At 25.7% G+C, this 17,037-nt stretch carries 17 protein-coding genes; all 17 read right to left on the bottom strand.

The annotated features are described in order from the left end of the window. Positions 1-224 (bottom strand): dicarboxylate/amino acid:cation symporter (locus Q7K47_06300; protein MDP0506832.1); only part of this gene is annotated, 224 nt, incomplete at its 3' end. A 354-nt stretch (positions 225-578) separates the two neighbouring features. Next, entirely contained in the window at positions 579-1,883 is a 1,305-nt protein-coding gene (locus Q7K47_06295; GenBank protein MDP0506831.1) for a PhoH family protein, read from the bottom strand. A 75-nt stretch (positions 1,884-1,958) separates the two neighbouring features. Further along, complete coding sequence (locus Q7K47_06290; protein ID MDP0506830.1) at positions 1,959-3,233, bottom strand: diguanylate cyclase; 1,275 nt, start codon at positions 3,231-3,233, stop codon at positions 1,959-1,961. Between the two features lie 11 nt (positions 3,234-3,244). Next, a complete protein-coding gene (locus tag Q7K47_06285) occupies positions 3,245-4,933 on the bottom strand; it encodes a methyl-accepting chemotaxis protein (GenBank protein ID MDP0506829.1) in 1,689 nt (562 codons plus the stop codon). Continuing rightward, positions 4,908-5,411: a chemotaxis protein CheW gene (locus tag Q7K47_06280; protein ID MDP0506828.1), complete on the bottom strand. Its 504-nt coding sequence runs from the start codon at positions 5,409-5,411 to the stop codon at positions 4,908-4,910. The genes Q7K47_06285 and Q7K47_06280 overlap by 26 nt, the downstream gene beginning before the upstream one ends. Before the next feature lies 1 nt (position 5,412). Then, the gene (locus Q7K47_06275; GenBank protein ID MDP0506827.1) at positions 5,413-6,210 is read right to left on the bottom strand and encodes a protein-glutamate O-methyltransferase CheR; all 798 of its coding nucleotides are present in this window, start codon (positions 6,208-6,210) and stop codon (positions 5,413-5,415) included. An 8-nt stretch (positions 6,211-6,218) separates the two neighbouring features. Beyond that, positions 6,219-6,644 (bottom strand): chemotaxis protein CheW, encoded by a 426-nt coding sequence (locus tag Q7K47_06270; GenBank protein ID MDP0506826.1) that lies wholly within the window; start codon positions 6,642-6,644, stop codon positions 6,219-6,221. A gap of 2 nt (positions 6,645-6,646) precedes the next feature. Continuing rightward, the gene (locus Q7K47_06265) at positions 6,647-8,599 is read right to left on the bottom strand and encodes a chemotaxis protein CheA (GenBank protein MDP0506825.1); all 1,953 of its coding nucleotides are present in this window, start codon (positions 8,597-8,599) and stop codon (positions 6,647-6,649) included. 11 nt (positions 8,600-8,610) lie between these two features. Beyond that, complete coding sequence (locus Q7K47_06260) at positions 8,611-8,967, bottom strand: response regulator (GenBank protein ID MDP0506824.1); 357 nt, start codon at positions 8,965-8,967, stop codon at positions 8,611-8,613. An 18-nt stretch (positions 8,968-8,985) separates the two neighbouring features. Further along, positions 8,986-9,471 (bottom strand): chemotaxis protein CheD, encoded by a 486-nt coding sequence (locus Q7K47_06255; GenBank protein ID MDP0506823.1) that lies wholly within the window; start codon positions 9,469-9,471, stop codon positions 8,986-8,988. Position 9,472: 1 nt separating this feature from the next. Further along, a complete protein-coding gene (locus Q7K47_06250; GenBank protein ID MDP0506822.1) occupies positions 9,473-10,117 on the bottom strand; it encodes a chemotaxis protein CheC in 645 nt (214 codons plus the stop codon). 9 nt (positions 10,118-10,126) lie between these two features. Beyond that, complete coding sequence (locus Q7K47_06245; protein MDP0506821.1) at positions 10,127-11,452, bottom strand: Na+/H+ antiporter NhaC family protein; 1,326 nt, start codon at positions 11,450-11,452, stop codon at positions 10,127-10,129. A gap of 24 nt (positions 11,453-11,476) precedes the next feature. Continuing rightward, entirely contained in the window at positions 11,477-12,064 is a 588-nt protein-coding gene (ruvA, locus tag Q7K47_06240) for a Holliday junction branch migration protein RuvA (GenBank protein MDP0506820.1), read from the bottom strand. Then, positions 12,057-12,893: an SIR2 family protein gene (locus Q7K47_06235; protein MDP0506819.1), complete on the bottom strand. Its 837-nt coding sequence runs from the start codon at positions 12,891-12,893 to the stop codon at positions 12,057-12,059. Before Q7K47_06235 ends, ruvA begins: the two co-directional genes overlap by 8 nt. Next, positions 12,886-13,446, bottom strand: coding sequence for a non-canonical purine NTP pyrophosphatase (locus tag Q7K47_06230; protein ID MDP0506818.1), 561 nt, complete (start codon positions 13,444-13,446; stop codon positions 12,886-12,888). Before Q7K47_06230 ends, Q7K47_06235 begins: the two co-directional genes overlap by 8 nt. 126 nt (positions 13,447-13,572) lie before the next feature. Next, on the bottom strand, positions 13,573-14,193 hold the full coding sequence (locus Q7K47_06225; protein ID MDP0506817.1) for a flavodoxin family protein: 621 nt from the start codon (positions 14,191-14,193) through the stop codon (positions 13,573-13,575). 9 nt (positions 14,194-14,202) lie between these two features. Beyond that, the gene (gene uvrA, locus Q7K47_06220; protein ID MDP0506816.1) at positions 14,203-17,037 is read right to left on the bottom strand and encodes an excinuclease ABC subunit UvrA; all 2,835 of its coding nucleotides are present in this window, start codon (positions 17,035-17,037) and stop codon (positions 14,203-14,205) included.

Here is a 17,037-nt window from a genome sequence, read left to right as displayed (position 1 = left end):
ATAGTCAACAACATTTTACTCGCATTTGATTTCATTTTTGTTATTGCAGGTGCTATAAACCCTAAAATAACAAGTGGTACAGAGAAAAATATAACTTGTCCTAAAATAAATTTAACTGTATTTATAAGACCTATAATTTTTTCTCCTGATGTTAATCCTATTATTATTCCGAATGTTACTCCTAATAACAATTTAAATATAAGTGAATCTTTTATTTTTTTCATTATTCCCTCCAAAAAATTTTAAAATAATATTCTTTTCTATAACCTTCTTATTTTTTTATCAACTAATTATTTGAAATATTTTTTGAGGTATTTAATATCTCTTTTTTCTTTTCCCCTACCTTTTATTTCTTTTTTTAATTTCCCATCAATATACTTTTCTAAATTCATTTTTCTTTCTCCTTTTTTAATTTATAAATTTGTAAGATAATTGAAAGTTATGTTACGAGGCTCATTATATAATATGTTGAAATAAAATGTAAATCCCTTTTTTTTAGAAGGTTAACATTTCTTTTATAGTAAATAAAAATTCCTTCAAGTTTTAACTTAAAGGAATTAATAATTTTATAATTTTTTTTACAATAACTTAGCAGAAATTTCAGCTAAAGGAGATCTTTCTCCCTTTACTAAAGTTATATGTCCTACAATTTCTTCATCTTTTAATTTTTCAGCAGTATAAGTTAATCCATTTGAATTACAGTCTAAATAAGGACTATCTATTTGATCAGGATCCCCTGTAAATACAATTTTTGTATTTTCTCCTGCTCTTGTAATTATTGTTTTTATTTCAAGAGGAGTTAAATTTTGAGCCTCATCAATAATTATAAATCCATTTGGTATACTTCTTCCTCTTATATAAGTTAGAGCTTCTACTTTTAATAAACCCATAGATTCTAAACCAGCTATTACTTTTTCTCCTGCTTTTTCACCCTTTATATCGCTCAATAATTCTATATTATCAAATATTGGTTGCATCCAAGGTCTTAATTTTTCTTTTTCACTTCCTGGTAAATATCCCAAATCTTTTCCCATAGGAATTATTGGTCTTGCAATATATAATTTTGAATATTTTTTTCTTTCAACTACTTGCTCAAGACCTGCTGCTATTGATAATAATGTCTTTCCTGTTCCTGCTTTTCCAACTAAAGTTACAGCTTTTATATCTTCATCCATTAATAAATCCATGGCAAATCTTTGTTCTTGATTTCTTGCTCTTGCTCCCCAAGCATTTATATCTCCATTTAAAAATTTCTTTACTTTTCCATCATTATATCTTCCAAAAGTTTCTTCTTGACCACTTTTTATTATAAAGAAAAAATTAGGATTTGGTTCAAATTCTAGATTTAATTCCGAAACATTAATTTTTCCATGTTTATTATATTTATCAAACACAGCTTTATCAACTTCTATTTCTTTATAACCTCTATCCAATTCTTGATATTCAACCTTATCTGTAGAATAATCTTCAACAATAATACCAACTGCATCAGCTTTTATTCTTAAGTTAATATCCTTTGTTACAAATATAACTTTTTCATCAGGATGTTTTTGCATAGTTTCTATTACTACAGCTAAAATATGATTATCTATAGCATCTTTTCTTAAACCATCTGGTATTAAAGCTAGATTTCTATTTATTTCAACTCTAAACAAAATATCGTTAGGAAGTTCTATTCCTTTTGAAATATTTCCTTTTTGTCTTATTTTTTCTATTACTCTTGATGCCATTCTAGCGTGGGTAGCTGTATTTTGTTTCTGTTTTAACAGATCTATCTCTTCAAGTACTTCAATAGGTAAAATAACATCATTCCCTCTAAAATTATAAATTGCATTAGGGTCATGAATTAAAACATTTGTGTCTAAGATAAATATTTTTCTCATCTTTCTCACCTCTTTATAATTTAGTTCTCTTTATTTATTATTCTAAGTTTTCCTATTTTTTCCTTTTTTATTTTATTAGTAATTTGAGATAGTATAATTATTTTTTCCTTTTTCTTTAGTTTCATATAAAGCTTTATCTGTTTTATCAAATATATAATCTAAAGTCAATTTTGAATTTTTAGGAATTATATAGCACCCTACACTTATTGTTTGAATATAATTTTCACCACCTGAAATTTTAATTGGATTTTTAGTTAATTCTTTTAACTTTTCTAATTTGCTTTTTAAATATTCTTTATCTTTAATATCTACTGTAAATACTGCAAATTCATCTCCACCTATTCTTGCAATAAAATCTTTTTCATCAAAAACCTTTATTAAATTTTCAGATATTTTTTTTAATATTATATCCCCATTAGCATGCCCATAAGTATCATTAACATTTTTAAAATTATCAACATCAACAATAATATAGGCATTTGCAATATTTTTATTCAACATATTTTTTTCTACATGTTCTTCAAAAGCTCTTCTGTTAAATAATTTAGTTAAAGGATCGATATTGGAAATATGGATAGCTTCAGTTACTGCTTCCTTATATTCATGTATATCACTTAATTTTCCAAATATTTTCTCTACCCTTCCTTCTTTATCTTTTACTCCAGTAACAATCATTTGACACCAAACATATATATTTTCTTTTACTTTTATTCTTATATCTGAACTTAAATTAGTCTCCCCTTGTATAACTTTTTCTTTAAGTTCATTGAATAAAACTACATCTTCTAAAAATATAAAATCTTCAATTTTAAAATTTTCTACATTATTTTTTATATTCTCTTCTTTACCTTTAGAAAAAGATCCATAATAATTTAAATCATTATTTTCCAAATCTAATTGAAAGACTACATCATTTGAATAATGTAATATATTTTTTAACATTTCATTTATTATTTTATTTTCATTTTCTATCTCTTCAGTCCTTCTCCTAGCTAAAACATTTTTTATTCTAGCTTTAATTATTTCTTTATTTTCTACCTTAGATACAAAATCCCACGCTCCTGAATTTAAAGCAGCTAATTGTTGTTTTTCATCACTACTTATAACAACAATAGGTAATTTATCAAATGATTTATTTGATTTTATATATTTAATAACTTCTAACCCATTCATTCCTGGCATAATTAAATCTAAAAGAATTAAATCTACTTTTTGTTCTCCTTTTGCTAATATATTTAATGCTAAATATCCAGATTCAACTTCTAATATATTATAAATTTCTTGGAAGATATTTTTGAAACTTTTCCTTGCCATCAATGAATCATCTACGATCATAATATTTGGTTTCATTTTATCTCCTTCTAGTCTTTTATTTGTCTTAGTTTATATTTTGAAATTAATTCTGTTAATATTCTAGCTTGACTAAATAATTCTTCACTCACTGCTGCGCTTTCCTCTGAAGTAGCAGATGATAATTGAACTACTGAAGAAATTTGATTCATGCTTTCTGAAATTTTATTTACTGAATCATATTGTTCCTTTGAAGTTTCTGATATATTTTTTATAGCTACATTTATATCATTTGATTTCTCTTTAACTTCTTCTATTGTTTTAACTGTTTTATTTGTAATTAAGACTCCATTTTCAACTGCTGCCATAGAGTTTTCTATTAAATCAGTTGTTAATTTAGCTGCTTCTGCTGATTTTTGAGCTAGATTACGAACTTCTGAAGCTACAACTGAGAATCCTTTCCCTGCATCTCCTGCACGAGCTGCTTCAACTGCTGCATTTAAAGCTAATATATTTGTTCTAAATGAAATATCGTCTATTGTTTTTATTATTTTATTGATTTGTTTTGCTGTATCTGAAATTTCATCCATAGCTAATCTTAAATCACTCATTTGATCTGATCCTGTTTGCAAAATTTCATTTGTTTTTTTAGTTAAAGCTACAGTTTGATCAACCATATTATTATTGTTTTCGATAGATATATTTATATTATTCATTTCTGCTGTTAACTCTTCTATTGCTGATGCTTGTTCCATTGAACCTCTCGCCATTTCTTGAGAACTTTCAGCAACTTGTCCTGATGCTTCTGAAACCTGTCTTGCTGCATTTTTTATTTTCAATATCATACTAGACATTTGAACACTATATTCATAATAAAGTTTTGCTATTTTTATATAATCCCCAGAATAATCTACTTTTCCTTCATAATCAAAATTCCCATCTGTCATTGTTTTCAATACTCTCTCTGTATCTTTAATATATGAATTTATTTTAATAAAACTATTCTTTACTGTTTTTACCATTTCTCCAAATTCATTTTCTGAATCATATTTCAAATCTACATGTAAATTCCCATCAGCAAAAGCATTTAAAGCTTTTTTAGTTGCTTCTAAAGGTTCCTTTATTATTCTATTTAAATTAATCCCTACACCAAGAGATAACAGTATACTAAGTGCTATCAAACCTATCATTACCTTCTTAAAATTTTCTATATACTCTGAAGCTTCAATTAATATATGTTCTCTATGAGTATTTATCTTATTTTCTACTTTATAAACTATGTTTAAAATCTCATTTATATTTTTATTAGACCCTGACAGATAAACTCTACGAGCTTCTTTTATATTTCCACCTTTATATAATTGCGCCATTTCGTCTATAACATCAAACCAATTCTTTAAAGCTACTTCATATTCATCTATAAGTCCATCTTCATTTACATGAGTTTCTTTAAATTTAGATACAGCATTTAAAGTTTTAAATTTAAAATCATTATAACGAAGTAAAGAATTTTCTGCTTGCACTTTGTCTTCTACTATAAAAATTTCTTCAACTATTCTTGCACAAGTATTTGTATTTGTTCTAATACTTGATAATAATGCTAAAGAATCTTTCTCATTATTTTCTTTTATTAAAATTTTAAAAGATTTTGCAACACGTTTTGCCCCATGAATACTTGAAAAACCTATTATGCAAGATAAAATCGTTAAACTCATTGTTATTAATATTAGTAATTTATTTATTTTCACATTTTTTAACATTTTCTTCTCCCCCATTTTCTTTTATTGTAATATTTTTTAAGTTTTCTATATAATCTATTAATTTATTTATATCTATTATTTGTATCAAATGGTCTTCTTTTAAATTAATTATCCCTTGAATAAATAACTCATCACTTACCTCTTCTATTAAGTCTGGTTTTTCTATTTGTTCCTCACTTACTTCTCTAATTAAAGTTATTTTATTTAATCTTAAAGCAATATTTATATTTTTTTTATTATAAGTTAATAAATATATTTCTTTTTCATAAATAGATTTACCCTTTAGTATTAATTCTGTATCTAAAGCTGTGTATATATCCTCTCTATACTTAATTATCCCATCAATAAAATCAAAAGAATTAACTATAGATTGTCTTTCCACATCTAAAACTATTTCCTTTACTTCTTCTAATTTCAAAGCATAGTAATTATTATTAACTTTGAATTCTAAAAATTGTAACTTTTTATCTTTAAACATTTTAGAGCTCCTTTCTATAAACAGATTGTTGCACTAATTTAAATTTATTTTTTGTTTTTGGTAATATCTCACTTTTACCTATAATTAAATATCCTCCTGGTTGCAAGGCATTATAAAATTTATTTATAAGTTTTATCTTAACCTCTAAAGGAAAATAAATCATTACGTTTCTACAAAATATTATATTAAAGTTATTAAAAAAGGGATTAAAAGGAAGCATTAAATTTAATTCTGAAAAATATATTTTTTTTATTAATTTTTCAGTTATTTGAAACTCATTTTCTTTTATTTCATTAAAATATTTAGCTACTTTCCCCTCTTCTAATCTTTTTAAATCTTCCCTTGTATAAATTCCTTTATTTGCAAAATCAAGAACTTTTGTAGATATATCTGTTCCATATATTGAATAATTTAATTTCAATCCTAATATTTCTTCTAGTGTTATCGCAATTGAATAAGCTTCATTTCCCTTAGAACAACCTGCACACCAAATCTTAAAACGATTACTAGAATTTTTATTTATTATTTGTGGAATTATTTTTTCCTTCAATATTTCAAAATGTTCCTTTTCTCTAAAAAAATATGTATAATTTGTAGTTAATCTATTTACTAACTCTTTGTATAAAAAAGGATTTTTATTTATTTCATTAATAAATTTATGTAAATCATTATACCCCTCATCAATAGCAAAAGTTGTTAATCTATTTTTTACTAATTCATATTTTCTAGAAAGATCTATTCCATAAAATGAAATTATTTTTTTTTGAATTTCATCAAAATCTTCCCTTAATAATTCCATAATCCTCCTTACTCTTTTACAATATCATTAAATAATTCTATATCTAATATTGATACTGTAAACTCTTTAAATTTATAAAGTTTTTCATTTGATTCTATTATTCCTTGATTAGTATTTTTTTCATAAGCTTGTAAAAAGTTATTTTCATCTATTTCCATAACATCTATAACTTTTTCAACTAAAAGTCCAAAATACTCTTCTTCATTTCTTAGAATAATTATAGTTTTATCTTCTTTATTTTGTTCTAAATTAAATATTTTTCTTCCATTAATTATTGGCAGAATTTCTCCTCTTAAACTGACTATTCCTTCACAAAAAGTTTTTTTTCTAGGAATATCCAATATTTCTAAAGAAGTTATTATTTCTTGAATATTTTTAACATCAATAGCATAATATCTATCTTCTATTAAGAATAACATATATTTTTCATTCATTCCTATTCACTCACTTTCTTATTCAATTCAAGCGCTAATCCAGTTACATCAAGTATATAGCTAATAGTCCCATCTCCCATAGTTGCACAACCACTTAATCCAGTTAATGATTTAGTACATTTTTTTAGATATTTAGGAAAAGCCTTTACTACCACTTGATATTCTCCTTGTATTTCATCAAAGGCAACTGCAAATTTTTCCTCTTCACTAGCTTCAATTAACATTATAATTTTATTTGAAAATTCATTTTTTTTCTCATTCCCAAAATAATTATTGAAATTTATTAATGGATAATTTTTCTCTTGGATTATAACAAATGTATTTCCATTTGTATCTTCTACAATATCTTCTTTTTTACTTTTAAAAATAGATTTCATTGCATTAATAGGAACAATATAACTTATATTATTTGATATTACCTTTATTCCATTAACAATAGATAATGTCAAAGGAATAATTAGATTAATTGTAGTTCCTTCATTTTCTTTACTATCTATTTTTACTAGTCCACCTAGCTTTTTTATCTCCTCGTAAACAACATCCATTCCAACACCACGACCAGAATATTCATTTATTTCTTCAACTGTTGAAAAACCTGGCTTCATAATTATTGAATAAAGTTCTTTCTCTGTTATTTCTTGAACACTTTTCTTTATATATCCCTTATCTATTGCCTTGTTTAAAATCGCTTTTTTATCTAACCCTTTCCCATCATCACATATGGACACTATAATATTTCCACCTTCAGTCTTTGCTTTTAAAGTTATATTCCCCTCAGATGATTTATTTATTTTAGTTCTTTCTTCAGCTAATTCTATCCCGTGATCTATTGCATTTCTTATTAAATGTATAATCGGATTATATAAATCTTCTATTATATTTTTATCTACTTCAGTTTCTTCTCCAATAAATGTTAAATTAATTTTTTTATTTTCTTTTTTAGACATATCTCTAACTAATCTTTTCATACTGAAAAATACTTTTTTTATTGGAACCATCCTTATATCCATAATATTTTCTTGAAGTTCTTTTATTCTTTCATTTAAATTATAAAAAGCATTTTCTAATTTTTCAGATTTTTTAAACTCTTTCAAAACTCTATCTTCTAATATAGCTCTTGAGGTAACTAACTCAATTACATTATTCAAAAGATTATCTAATTTATTTACATCTACACTTATATAATGCTTTCTGTCATAACTATTATTTTTAACTGACTCCATGTCTAAACTTATAACTTCTTCTTCATATTTAGAAACTAAAGTTTCCTCTAAAAATAATATTTTTTTCAATAAATTTTGTATCTCTTTTTTACTAGAATTTGTATCAATAAAAAAAGAAGCTCCATTTTCTATGATCTTTTTACAAGCTTCTGGTCCTTTTAAAATATTTGGATTTGTTTTTATCACTTTAGATATCTTTCCTAACTTATTTTTTATATCTAAAGATCTTATATCCTCCATCATGCAACCTTGTTTAAATTTAACATTTATTTTATAGTTAATTTTTCCTGTAATTTCCTCTTTTATATTTTTAATAATATCTTTATTTTTAACATCTTTTATATCTTTAAAAATCTTATCTATTTTTTTTAGCAAAGGTTTTATATCTTTTTGTAAACTTCCATTTTCATCAAGAGTTTTAAGTTCTTCTTTTATAAAAGAAACAACCTCTAAAGAAACATCTAAAATCTTAGATATCAACTTAATATCTATATTATTATCTCTAATAAGAGAATAAACATCTTCTAATCCATGAGACAATTTAGATAATTCTTTGAAATCAAGCATTGCTGAAGAACCTTTTATAGTATGCATAATCCTAAAAATATTATCAATCCATTCTTTATCTGCTTTTTTAGTTTTTTCAGCTTCTAACAGCTTAGTTTCCATTTCATCTAAGAGGTGAGTTGTTTCATATAAAAATATATCAAACAGGCTTTCTTCTTTTACCATTTATTACCTCCTTAGAATAATTGTTCTACTGCACTCATTAATAATTCCTCTGTAAATGGTTTTACTATAAAACCTTTAGCTCCATTAGCAAGAGCTTCTCCCACTAACTCTTCTTGACCTATAGCTGAAACCATTAGAATATTTGCATCTTCATCTATTTTTAATATTTCCTTTAAAGAAAGTAACCCATCCATTACAGGCATTGCTATATCCATCGTTATTATGTCTGGTTTATTTTCTTTGAATTTTTCTAGAGCTATCTCTCCATTTTCAGCTTCTGCAATTACTTCATATCCAGCTCTTTCAAACATCTTTTTTATCGTCTTTCTCATAAATAATGCGTCATCAACTATCATTACTGTTTTCATTCTATAATCCCCCATATTCTAAATAACTTTTTCACCTTTTTTCAATGTTTTTATTTTTAATTTATTACTTTGTACATAAAATGTTGCACTTCTACCTGAATTTCCTCCAATATCACTAGCTATTAAAGGGATATTTAAATCTTTTAATATTTCTTTGCACATTTTTGCATTTCTTTTACCTACATCGCTTTTTAATATTCTTGAATTTATAGAAAAAAGTTCTGCTCCTCCAACTATTTTTGCTCGAAGTAAGCTTTTTTTAGCTCCTTCGCCTATCAATTTATCCAAAAGTATTTTAATACCTGTATCTGCATATCTTGTAGGAATTATATCTAAAGCATCTTTTTGTAAAACTGTTGGTAAAAGAATATGAATCATTCCTGCTATTTTATTAAATGAATCATAAATTATTACTGCTATACAGGATCCTAAACCTATTGCACATAATTCATCATCTTCTTTGCCAATTTTTATCTGGCCAATAGATACCATATACTTTTTCATATTAAATACCTACACCTTCCATAATTCTATCTTTTTCTTCAAAGTTAGGTACAATTACTATTTCTCCTATAAAATTTTTATTTATATATTTTTCATCTGTTAAATATAATTCAGATTTTATATATATTAAATCTGAATAAGAAGTCGCTCCTGCTTTTAGAAAAGCTCTATCTAAAACAGCTGCTTTCATATCTATGGCTATATCTGTCAATCCTGATTCTATTTTTAACTTTGTTATATCTGTAAGAGTAGTTATATAGGAATTTCCTATAATATTTATACATTCTACTAAAACACTAAACCTTAATTCTTTTTGCTCTTCTAGGGTCATTTTATCAATATCTTCACCTATCATTTTCTTTGTCATATATTTTGAAATTAAATTTGCTCCTTCTTCATCCATGAGCATTAAAATAACTCCATTTATATCTCCATTAATTTCTAAAGCTATCATATAAGTTTCTTCTTCTGGGTTTTCAATTAAATCAAAAATATTTTCCAATTGAATAACAGAAACAAAGGGAATATTATGCTTTATTTTCTTATCCATAAGTTTAGCTAAAGAACTTGCAGCATGTCCTGTACTTATATTAGCTATTTCTTGAAGAGTATTCTCTTGAAGTTTAGTTAATAGCAAAGTCTCCATTCTTCCTCCTTAAAATGATTTTTTGTATCTAAATTTATAATAAATATACGTAAATAAAGGTACTAAATATAAATAAAATGCAAATGGCAATGCTCTAAAATACGTAATATCTAAAATTAAAGCTGGTACAAACCAAGAAGAATTCCATGGTATAAATGTACTTACTAATACAGCTGTATTTTCTAAATCTCCTGCAAATTTTATTCTAGGTATTTTCTTTTCGTCATATATTTTTTCCATAACTTGTTCTGTCATGATTATTGCTGCTGTCTGATTAAATCCAATCATAGAAGAAAAAACACTTAAACCTAAAGTTTTTCTAAATAAAGTAGCTCGTGTTTTAGCTTCTCCTATTTTATTTTTCAAATATTTTAAAGCCTCTATTTGATCTAATATTCCAATAAGTAAAGAAGATATTATTATTACTATACAGGCATTTAGCATAGATATAAGTCCTCCCCCTTTAATTATTGTTTCTAAATTAGTTCCTTTGAATCTATCAAATCCCATAATCATATATTTAAAAACATTAAATATATTTTCTTGTTGTATAAATATAGCTATTAAAAAAGAAGCTACTATACTTACCCCCATCGATACCTTTACATCTATTTTTAAGAAACTAAATATTATTATTATCATTACTGGTATAAATACAAATCTTACATCAAGATTATAATTTTCTAAAATCAAGTCTGGCAATATGCTTTCTGCAACATCTAATACATATATTTTTGACATTATAAAATATAGAGTAGAAGTTGCTATAAAAGGAGCCACCATTGTATTAACCATATTTTTTAAATTTTCATAAATTGTTACTCCTGTTAAGGATGAGATTAAATTTGCACTTCCAGATATTGGAGACCATCTATCTCCAAAATACATTCCTGAAATAATTGCTGCACCTACAACATTTACATCAACATTTCCTGTCTTAGCTATACTCATAAGAGCTGCTCCAACAATTCCAGCTGTAGCAAATCCACTTCCTATAATACAAGCTACAAAACAACTTAAAAAAAATGAAAACAATATAAATATCTTAGGATTTATATATTTGATTCCAAAATATACCAAGGCTGGTATTGTACCTGCTGACATCCAGCAAGCTGAAATACATCCAATAAAAGCAAATAATATTATTACTATTTTCATTTTTTTACTATACTCTAAAAAAATTGAAGCTATATCATTAAAATTTATTCCTTTTTTTAAACCTGTTAAACATAAAATCATATAAAAAATCAGACTCATCAATCCTATTAAAAATTTTGCTTTAATAGTATAAATAAATAAAATTATTATAAAACTTATAAACAAATTCTTTTTCATCTTCATCTCCAATTTCAAATTTTGTTAAATTTTTCTTAAAGTTTCTTTTATAGCTTCTTGTATATTCTTATAAGTTTTTAAAGCTTCCTTATCTATAAGTTTAGCAATATCTTTTTTATTATAACCTAATCCTTCAAGAGCCATAATTAATTCCTCTTCTATATTAGATTGTTTTTCTATTTCTAATATAGCTCCCCCTGAAACTACCTCTAATTTACTTATCTTATCTTTTAAATCCAGTATTATTTGTTGAGACTTTTTTTGACCTAATTTAGGTACTTTTTTTAATGTTAAATAATCCTCACTTAATATTAAAGCTTTAATTGTATCTATATCAAAAGTTGACATTATAGCTAAAGCTAGTGAAACTCCAACTCCTTTTACACTTAAAAGCATCTCAAATAAATTTCTTTCAGCTCTATTTAAAAAACCTACTAATTTAAATTCTTCTTCTTTTATATGATTATAGATATAGACTTTAATATCTTCTCCATCTGATATTAAATCATAAGTTCTCAAAGAAATAAAAACTTTATAACCTACACCATTAACATCAATTGCCACATAATTTGTTGTCTTATAATCTACCTTACCCCTTAAAAAATCAAACATCTATCTCTCCCATCCTCACATTTTCAACTTCCTTAACCAATCTATCTAAAAATTTTTCCACAGATTTTTCAGGAGAAATTTCTTCTCCTATTATACTTTTAATTCCCCAACATTCCATTAATTTCTCTTGAACAAAATTAGGATTAGGAAAAAATATATAAGAATCTGGTTTTTTCTTTATATCATATTTTGACCAAATTTTATTTAATTTATATATTAAATATCTCATATTTATATCAGATAAGCTATAACCTAGAAAAAAAATAGATTTCCCAAGCATATCTGATCTTAGTTTTATATCCATTGAAGATTCAAAATCCATTCTTTCAAAATAACTACTTTCTGTTAATATTATACTTTGATCATCTGAAAAATCTCCGTGAAATTTTACTATTTGAGTTTTATCATGTTCAATATGACAAATATCTTGAACTCCCACTATTTTTGTATAGGGATGTCCAAATAACTCAAAGGATTCTTCTAAACAATTGTCATAATTAGTTGTATATATTATTTGAAAGTTTAATTTACAAATATCTTTATGTATCTTTGATTTCTCTATTCTTTTATCTTCAACAATCCATTTATCTTTCATATCATCAACTAGTCTTTCCACTCCTCCAGTTTCAAGACAATAATACTCTGCTAAATCCAAATTATTACCATATATTTCAAATATTTCTTTATCTATTTCTAAATGTTCTGCCATTTCATCTATCATTTCTTTCCAAGTTGGTAATCCTAAATTAGCTGATATCCCTGCTCCTACAAAAAGAATTACTTTATTTTCTTTTATTTTCTTTGCTAGTTTCTTATATAATTTATCCATTAGCTTCACCTTCTAAATAACTAAAAAATTTTTTAAAAGCAGTGATTCTCGCTGAAATATTATTTTTTTCTTCTCCTAAATCTGATAGAGTCATACTATGTCCATTTGGAATAAAAACTCTGTCCAATCTTTCTTCTCTTAATCCTGTAGGCTTTGATGATATTTTTCCGTAAGATTCTCCTGAAAAAACTTTAACATTTTTTCCATCACAGTATCCCACTGTTGATTTCATTAAAACTTTATTTGTTTCTCTACTAAAAAATTTACAAAAATTATCTGCACCTAAATTATCCCAAACAATTGAAGTTAGTCCTCCAGGTAAATCCCCAAATTCTTCAATATATAAACCTGTTTGTTCCACACAAACCGGTCTTCTTAAAACTTTAAATGCCTTTATTACCTTATCCTTTACTAACTTTTCATCATTTTCAGATTGTATCTCTTCAATATCATAATCAATACGAGAGACTTCCATTTTTAAATTTAATAAATCTGCTGCTTTTTGAGCATCCTGAATCTTTCTTTTATTTTTAGACATAAAATATACCTTCATACGCATACTCCTAAATATTTATTATTTTTTAAAGGACTGTTTCTTTTTTGTATTTATTTTCACTTTTTTATTATACCATTTAAATCATTTTTATCAAAAAAATATCTGCATAAAATAGGCTTATTTTCATATATTGGAGTTCTTTCTTACCTTTTCAGAAAGGATTAAAGTCTTACCTAATTTAACTCCTGAAGCGTATCCCCTCTTCATCTCATTTTCATAGTCTTTTACTTCTCCTTTTAAAAACATATGTAAAACTTTCAAACTATCCACAACTCTATATCCTACAGCTTGTAAAGTCCTATCCATAGTAATGGAAGTGTAGCCCATATCATTTTCATTATTCTGTTCACATATTGCTACTGTTACCCCGTATTTCATTTTTAAGGCTTCATTTACACTGACCCAAACTGATCTATCAGAATGATCAAATACATTATAGCAGTAAAGTCTATCTAAAAATTTCTTAATATCTCCAGTTACATTATAAAAATATGTTGGAGAACCTAAAACTATTCCATCTGATTCTTCAAGTAGCCTGTATATATCTTGCATTTCATCTTTTATAACACATTTATTCGTCTTAGCACATCCTTCACAGCCTATACAATCTTTAAAATTAAAATCAGATAAATAAATACATTCTGTCCCTATGCCACAAGATTTAACTCCTTCTAAAACCTTATTTACAAGTATATCTGTGTTTCCGTTTTTTCTAAAACTTCCTACAACCCCTAATACTTTCATAGTCCACCTCTATTTTTTATTTTTTAAAATATTCTTTAAATATTTTCCTGTATAACTTTTTCTTGATCTTGAAACTTCTTCTGGAGTACCAACTTTCACAACTTGCCCCCCATTTTTACCACCTTCAGGACCTATATCTATTATATAATCTGCTACTTTAATAACATCTAAATTATGTTCTATAATTACAACTGAATTTCCTTTTTCAACTAATCTATTTAATACTTCTATTAATTTTTTAACATCATCAAAATGAAGTCCTGTAGTTGGTTCATCTAATATATATATAGTTTTCCCTCTAGAATTTTTAGACAACTCTGTTGCTAATTTTATTCTTTGAGCCTCTCCTCCAGACAAAGTAGTTGCTGGTTGTCCTAATTTTATATATCCTAATCCAACATCAGTTAAAACCTTTAATTTTTTTTCTAATACAGGAATAGCTTTAAAAAATTCATAAGCTTCATAAACACTCATATCTAAAACTTCTGAAATTGTTTTTCCCTTATAGTGAACATCTAAAGTTTCTCTATTATATCTTTTACCATTACATACATCACACTGCACATAAACATCTGGTAAAAAATTCATTTCTATCTTCACTATTCCAGCTCCTTGACAAGCTTCACATCTTCCACCTTTAACATTAAATGAAAATCTTCCCTTTTTAAATCCTTTCATTTTAGCTTCTTTTGTCATTGAAAATAAATTTCTTATTTCATCAAAAATTTTAGTATAAGTAGCTGGATTAGATCTAGGAGTTCTTCCTATTGGAGTTTGATCAATATCTATAACTTTATCCAAATTTTCTAATCCTTTTATTTCTTTATATGGTAATGGATAAAGCTTCCCCTTATTTAACTCATTAAATAATACCGGATATAATGTCTGATTTATTAATGTTGATTTCCCGCTTCCACTAACTCCTGTAACTAATGTCATAACTCCAAGAGGTACTTTCACATTAATATTCTTTAAATTATTCCCCTTTGCTCCTATAATTTCAACAAATTTATCAAAACTTCTTCTCTTACTAGGAATATCTATTTGTTTTTCTTTTCTTAAATATTCTCCTGTTAAAGAATTTTTACTATTCTTTATATCTTCAGGAGTACCAAAAGCTACTAAATCTCCACCATATTCTCCTGCTCCCTTCCCTAAATCTAGTATATAATCAGCTTGATTCATTGTATCTTCATCATGTTCAACAACAATTAAAGTATTTCCTAATTTTTTAAGTTTTCCTAAAGTTTCTAACAATCTATCATTATCCCTTTGATGAAGTCCTATACTTGGCTCATCTAAAACATATAATACTCCTGTTAATCCTGAACCTATCTGAGTTGCAAGCCTTATTCTTTGACTTTCTCCTCCAGATAAAGTTCTTGTCCCCCTAAGAAGAGATAAATATTCTAGACCAACATTAATCATAAAGCTTAATCTTTCTTTTATTTCCTTTAATATTTCTTTTACTATAAGTTCTTCTTTTTTAGTTAGTTTTAAATTTTCAAAAAATTCATAGGCTTCTGTTATACTCATTAAACATATTTCTATAATATTTCTATCATTTATTGTAACTGCTAGAACTTCCTCTTTAAGTCTTTTCCCTTTACATAATTTACACTCTTTTTCTATCATATATTTATTTTCAATCTCTTCTTTTTGAGACTGAGAAAATGATTCATAATATCTTTTCTCTAAATTTTTAATAATTCCTTTAAATTCTTTTACTCCGTGAAAAGAAAAATCTTTTCCTTCATAATCAAACCTATATTTCTTACTAGTCCCATAAAATATAAGATTCATTTTTTCCTCAGATATTTCTTCAACTGGGATATTTGAATCTATATCAAAAGTTTTACAAAAAGATAAAAACATCTCCCAAGTCCAACCTTTTCTAGAAGCTGCCCCAGGAATATAAATACCCCCGTCTTTAATTGAAAGTTTTTTATTTAAAATCAACCTATTTTCATCTATCTCTAGCTTTTTCCCTATTCCTTTACACTCTGGACAAGCTCCAAATGGAGCATTAAAAGAAAACAATCTAGGATTAAGCTCTGGTATACTTACATCTTCATGATTTGGACAAGCATAATTTTCACTATAATTATAGTTTTTATTATTAATATTTAGAATTATTTTTCCTTGAGATAATTCCATTCCTGTCTCAATAGATTGAGTCAATCTAGTTTTAAAATCTTTATCTTCTTTTTTAACAATTAATCTATCCACAACAACTTCTATATTATGTCTTAAATTTTTGTCTAAATTTATTTCATCTTCTAAATATAAAATTTCATTATTTACTCTAACTCTAACAAAACCTTTTTTTATTAAATTTATAAAAAGATTTTTATGAGTTCCTTTTTTATCTTTCACAACTGGAGAAAGGACTATCATTTTATCTGTATCTTTAAATTTTTCTAAAACACCATTTACTATTTCTTCTATACTTTTTTTATCCACTATTGTCCCACATATTGGACAATGAGGTTTTCCAATATGAGCAAATAATAATCTCATATAGTCATAAATCTCTGTAACTGTTCCAACTGTTGAACGAGGATTTTTATTAGTTGTCTTTTGTTCTATTGATATTGCAGGGGAAAGTCCTTCTATTGAATCTACATCTGGTTTTTTCATTTGTCCTATAAATTGTCTTGCATAGGCAGATAAACTTTCGACATATCTTCTTTGCCCTTCTGAATAAATTGTATCAAAGGCTAAAGATGATTTCCCACTTCCACTAACTCCTGTTATTACAACAAATTTATTTTTAGGAATTTCAACATCTATATTTTTAAGATTGTGCTCTCTTGCACCTTTTATAATTAATTTATCTAGCAT

Origin of the sequence: Fusobacterium sp. JB019, from assembly GCA_030673965.1 — a bacterium.
In the GTDB taxonomy this organism is placed as follows: domain Bacteria; phylum Fusobacteriota; class Fusobacteriia; order Fusobacteriales; family Fusobacteriaceae; genus Fusobacterium_B.
This window is presented reverse-complemented; position numbering and strand designations above follow the sequence as displayed.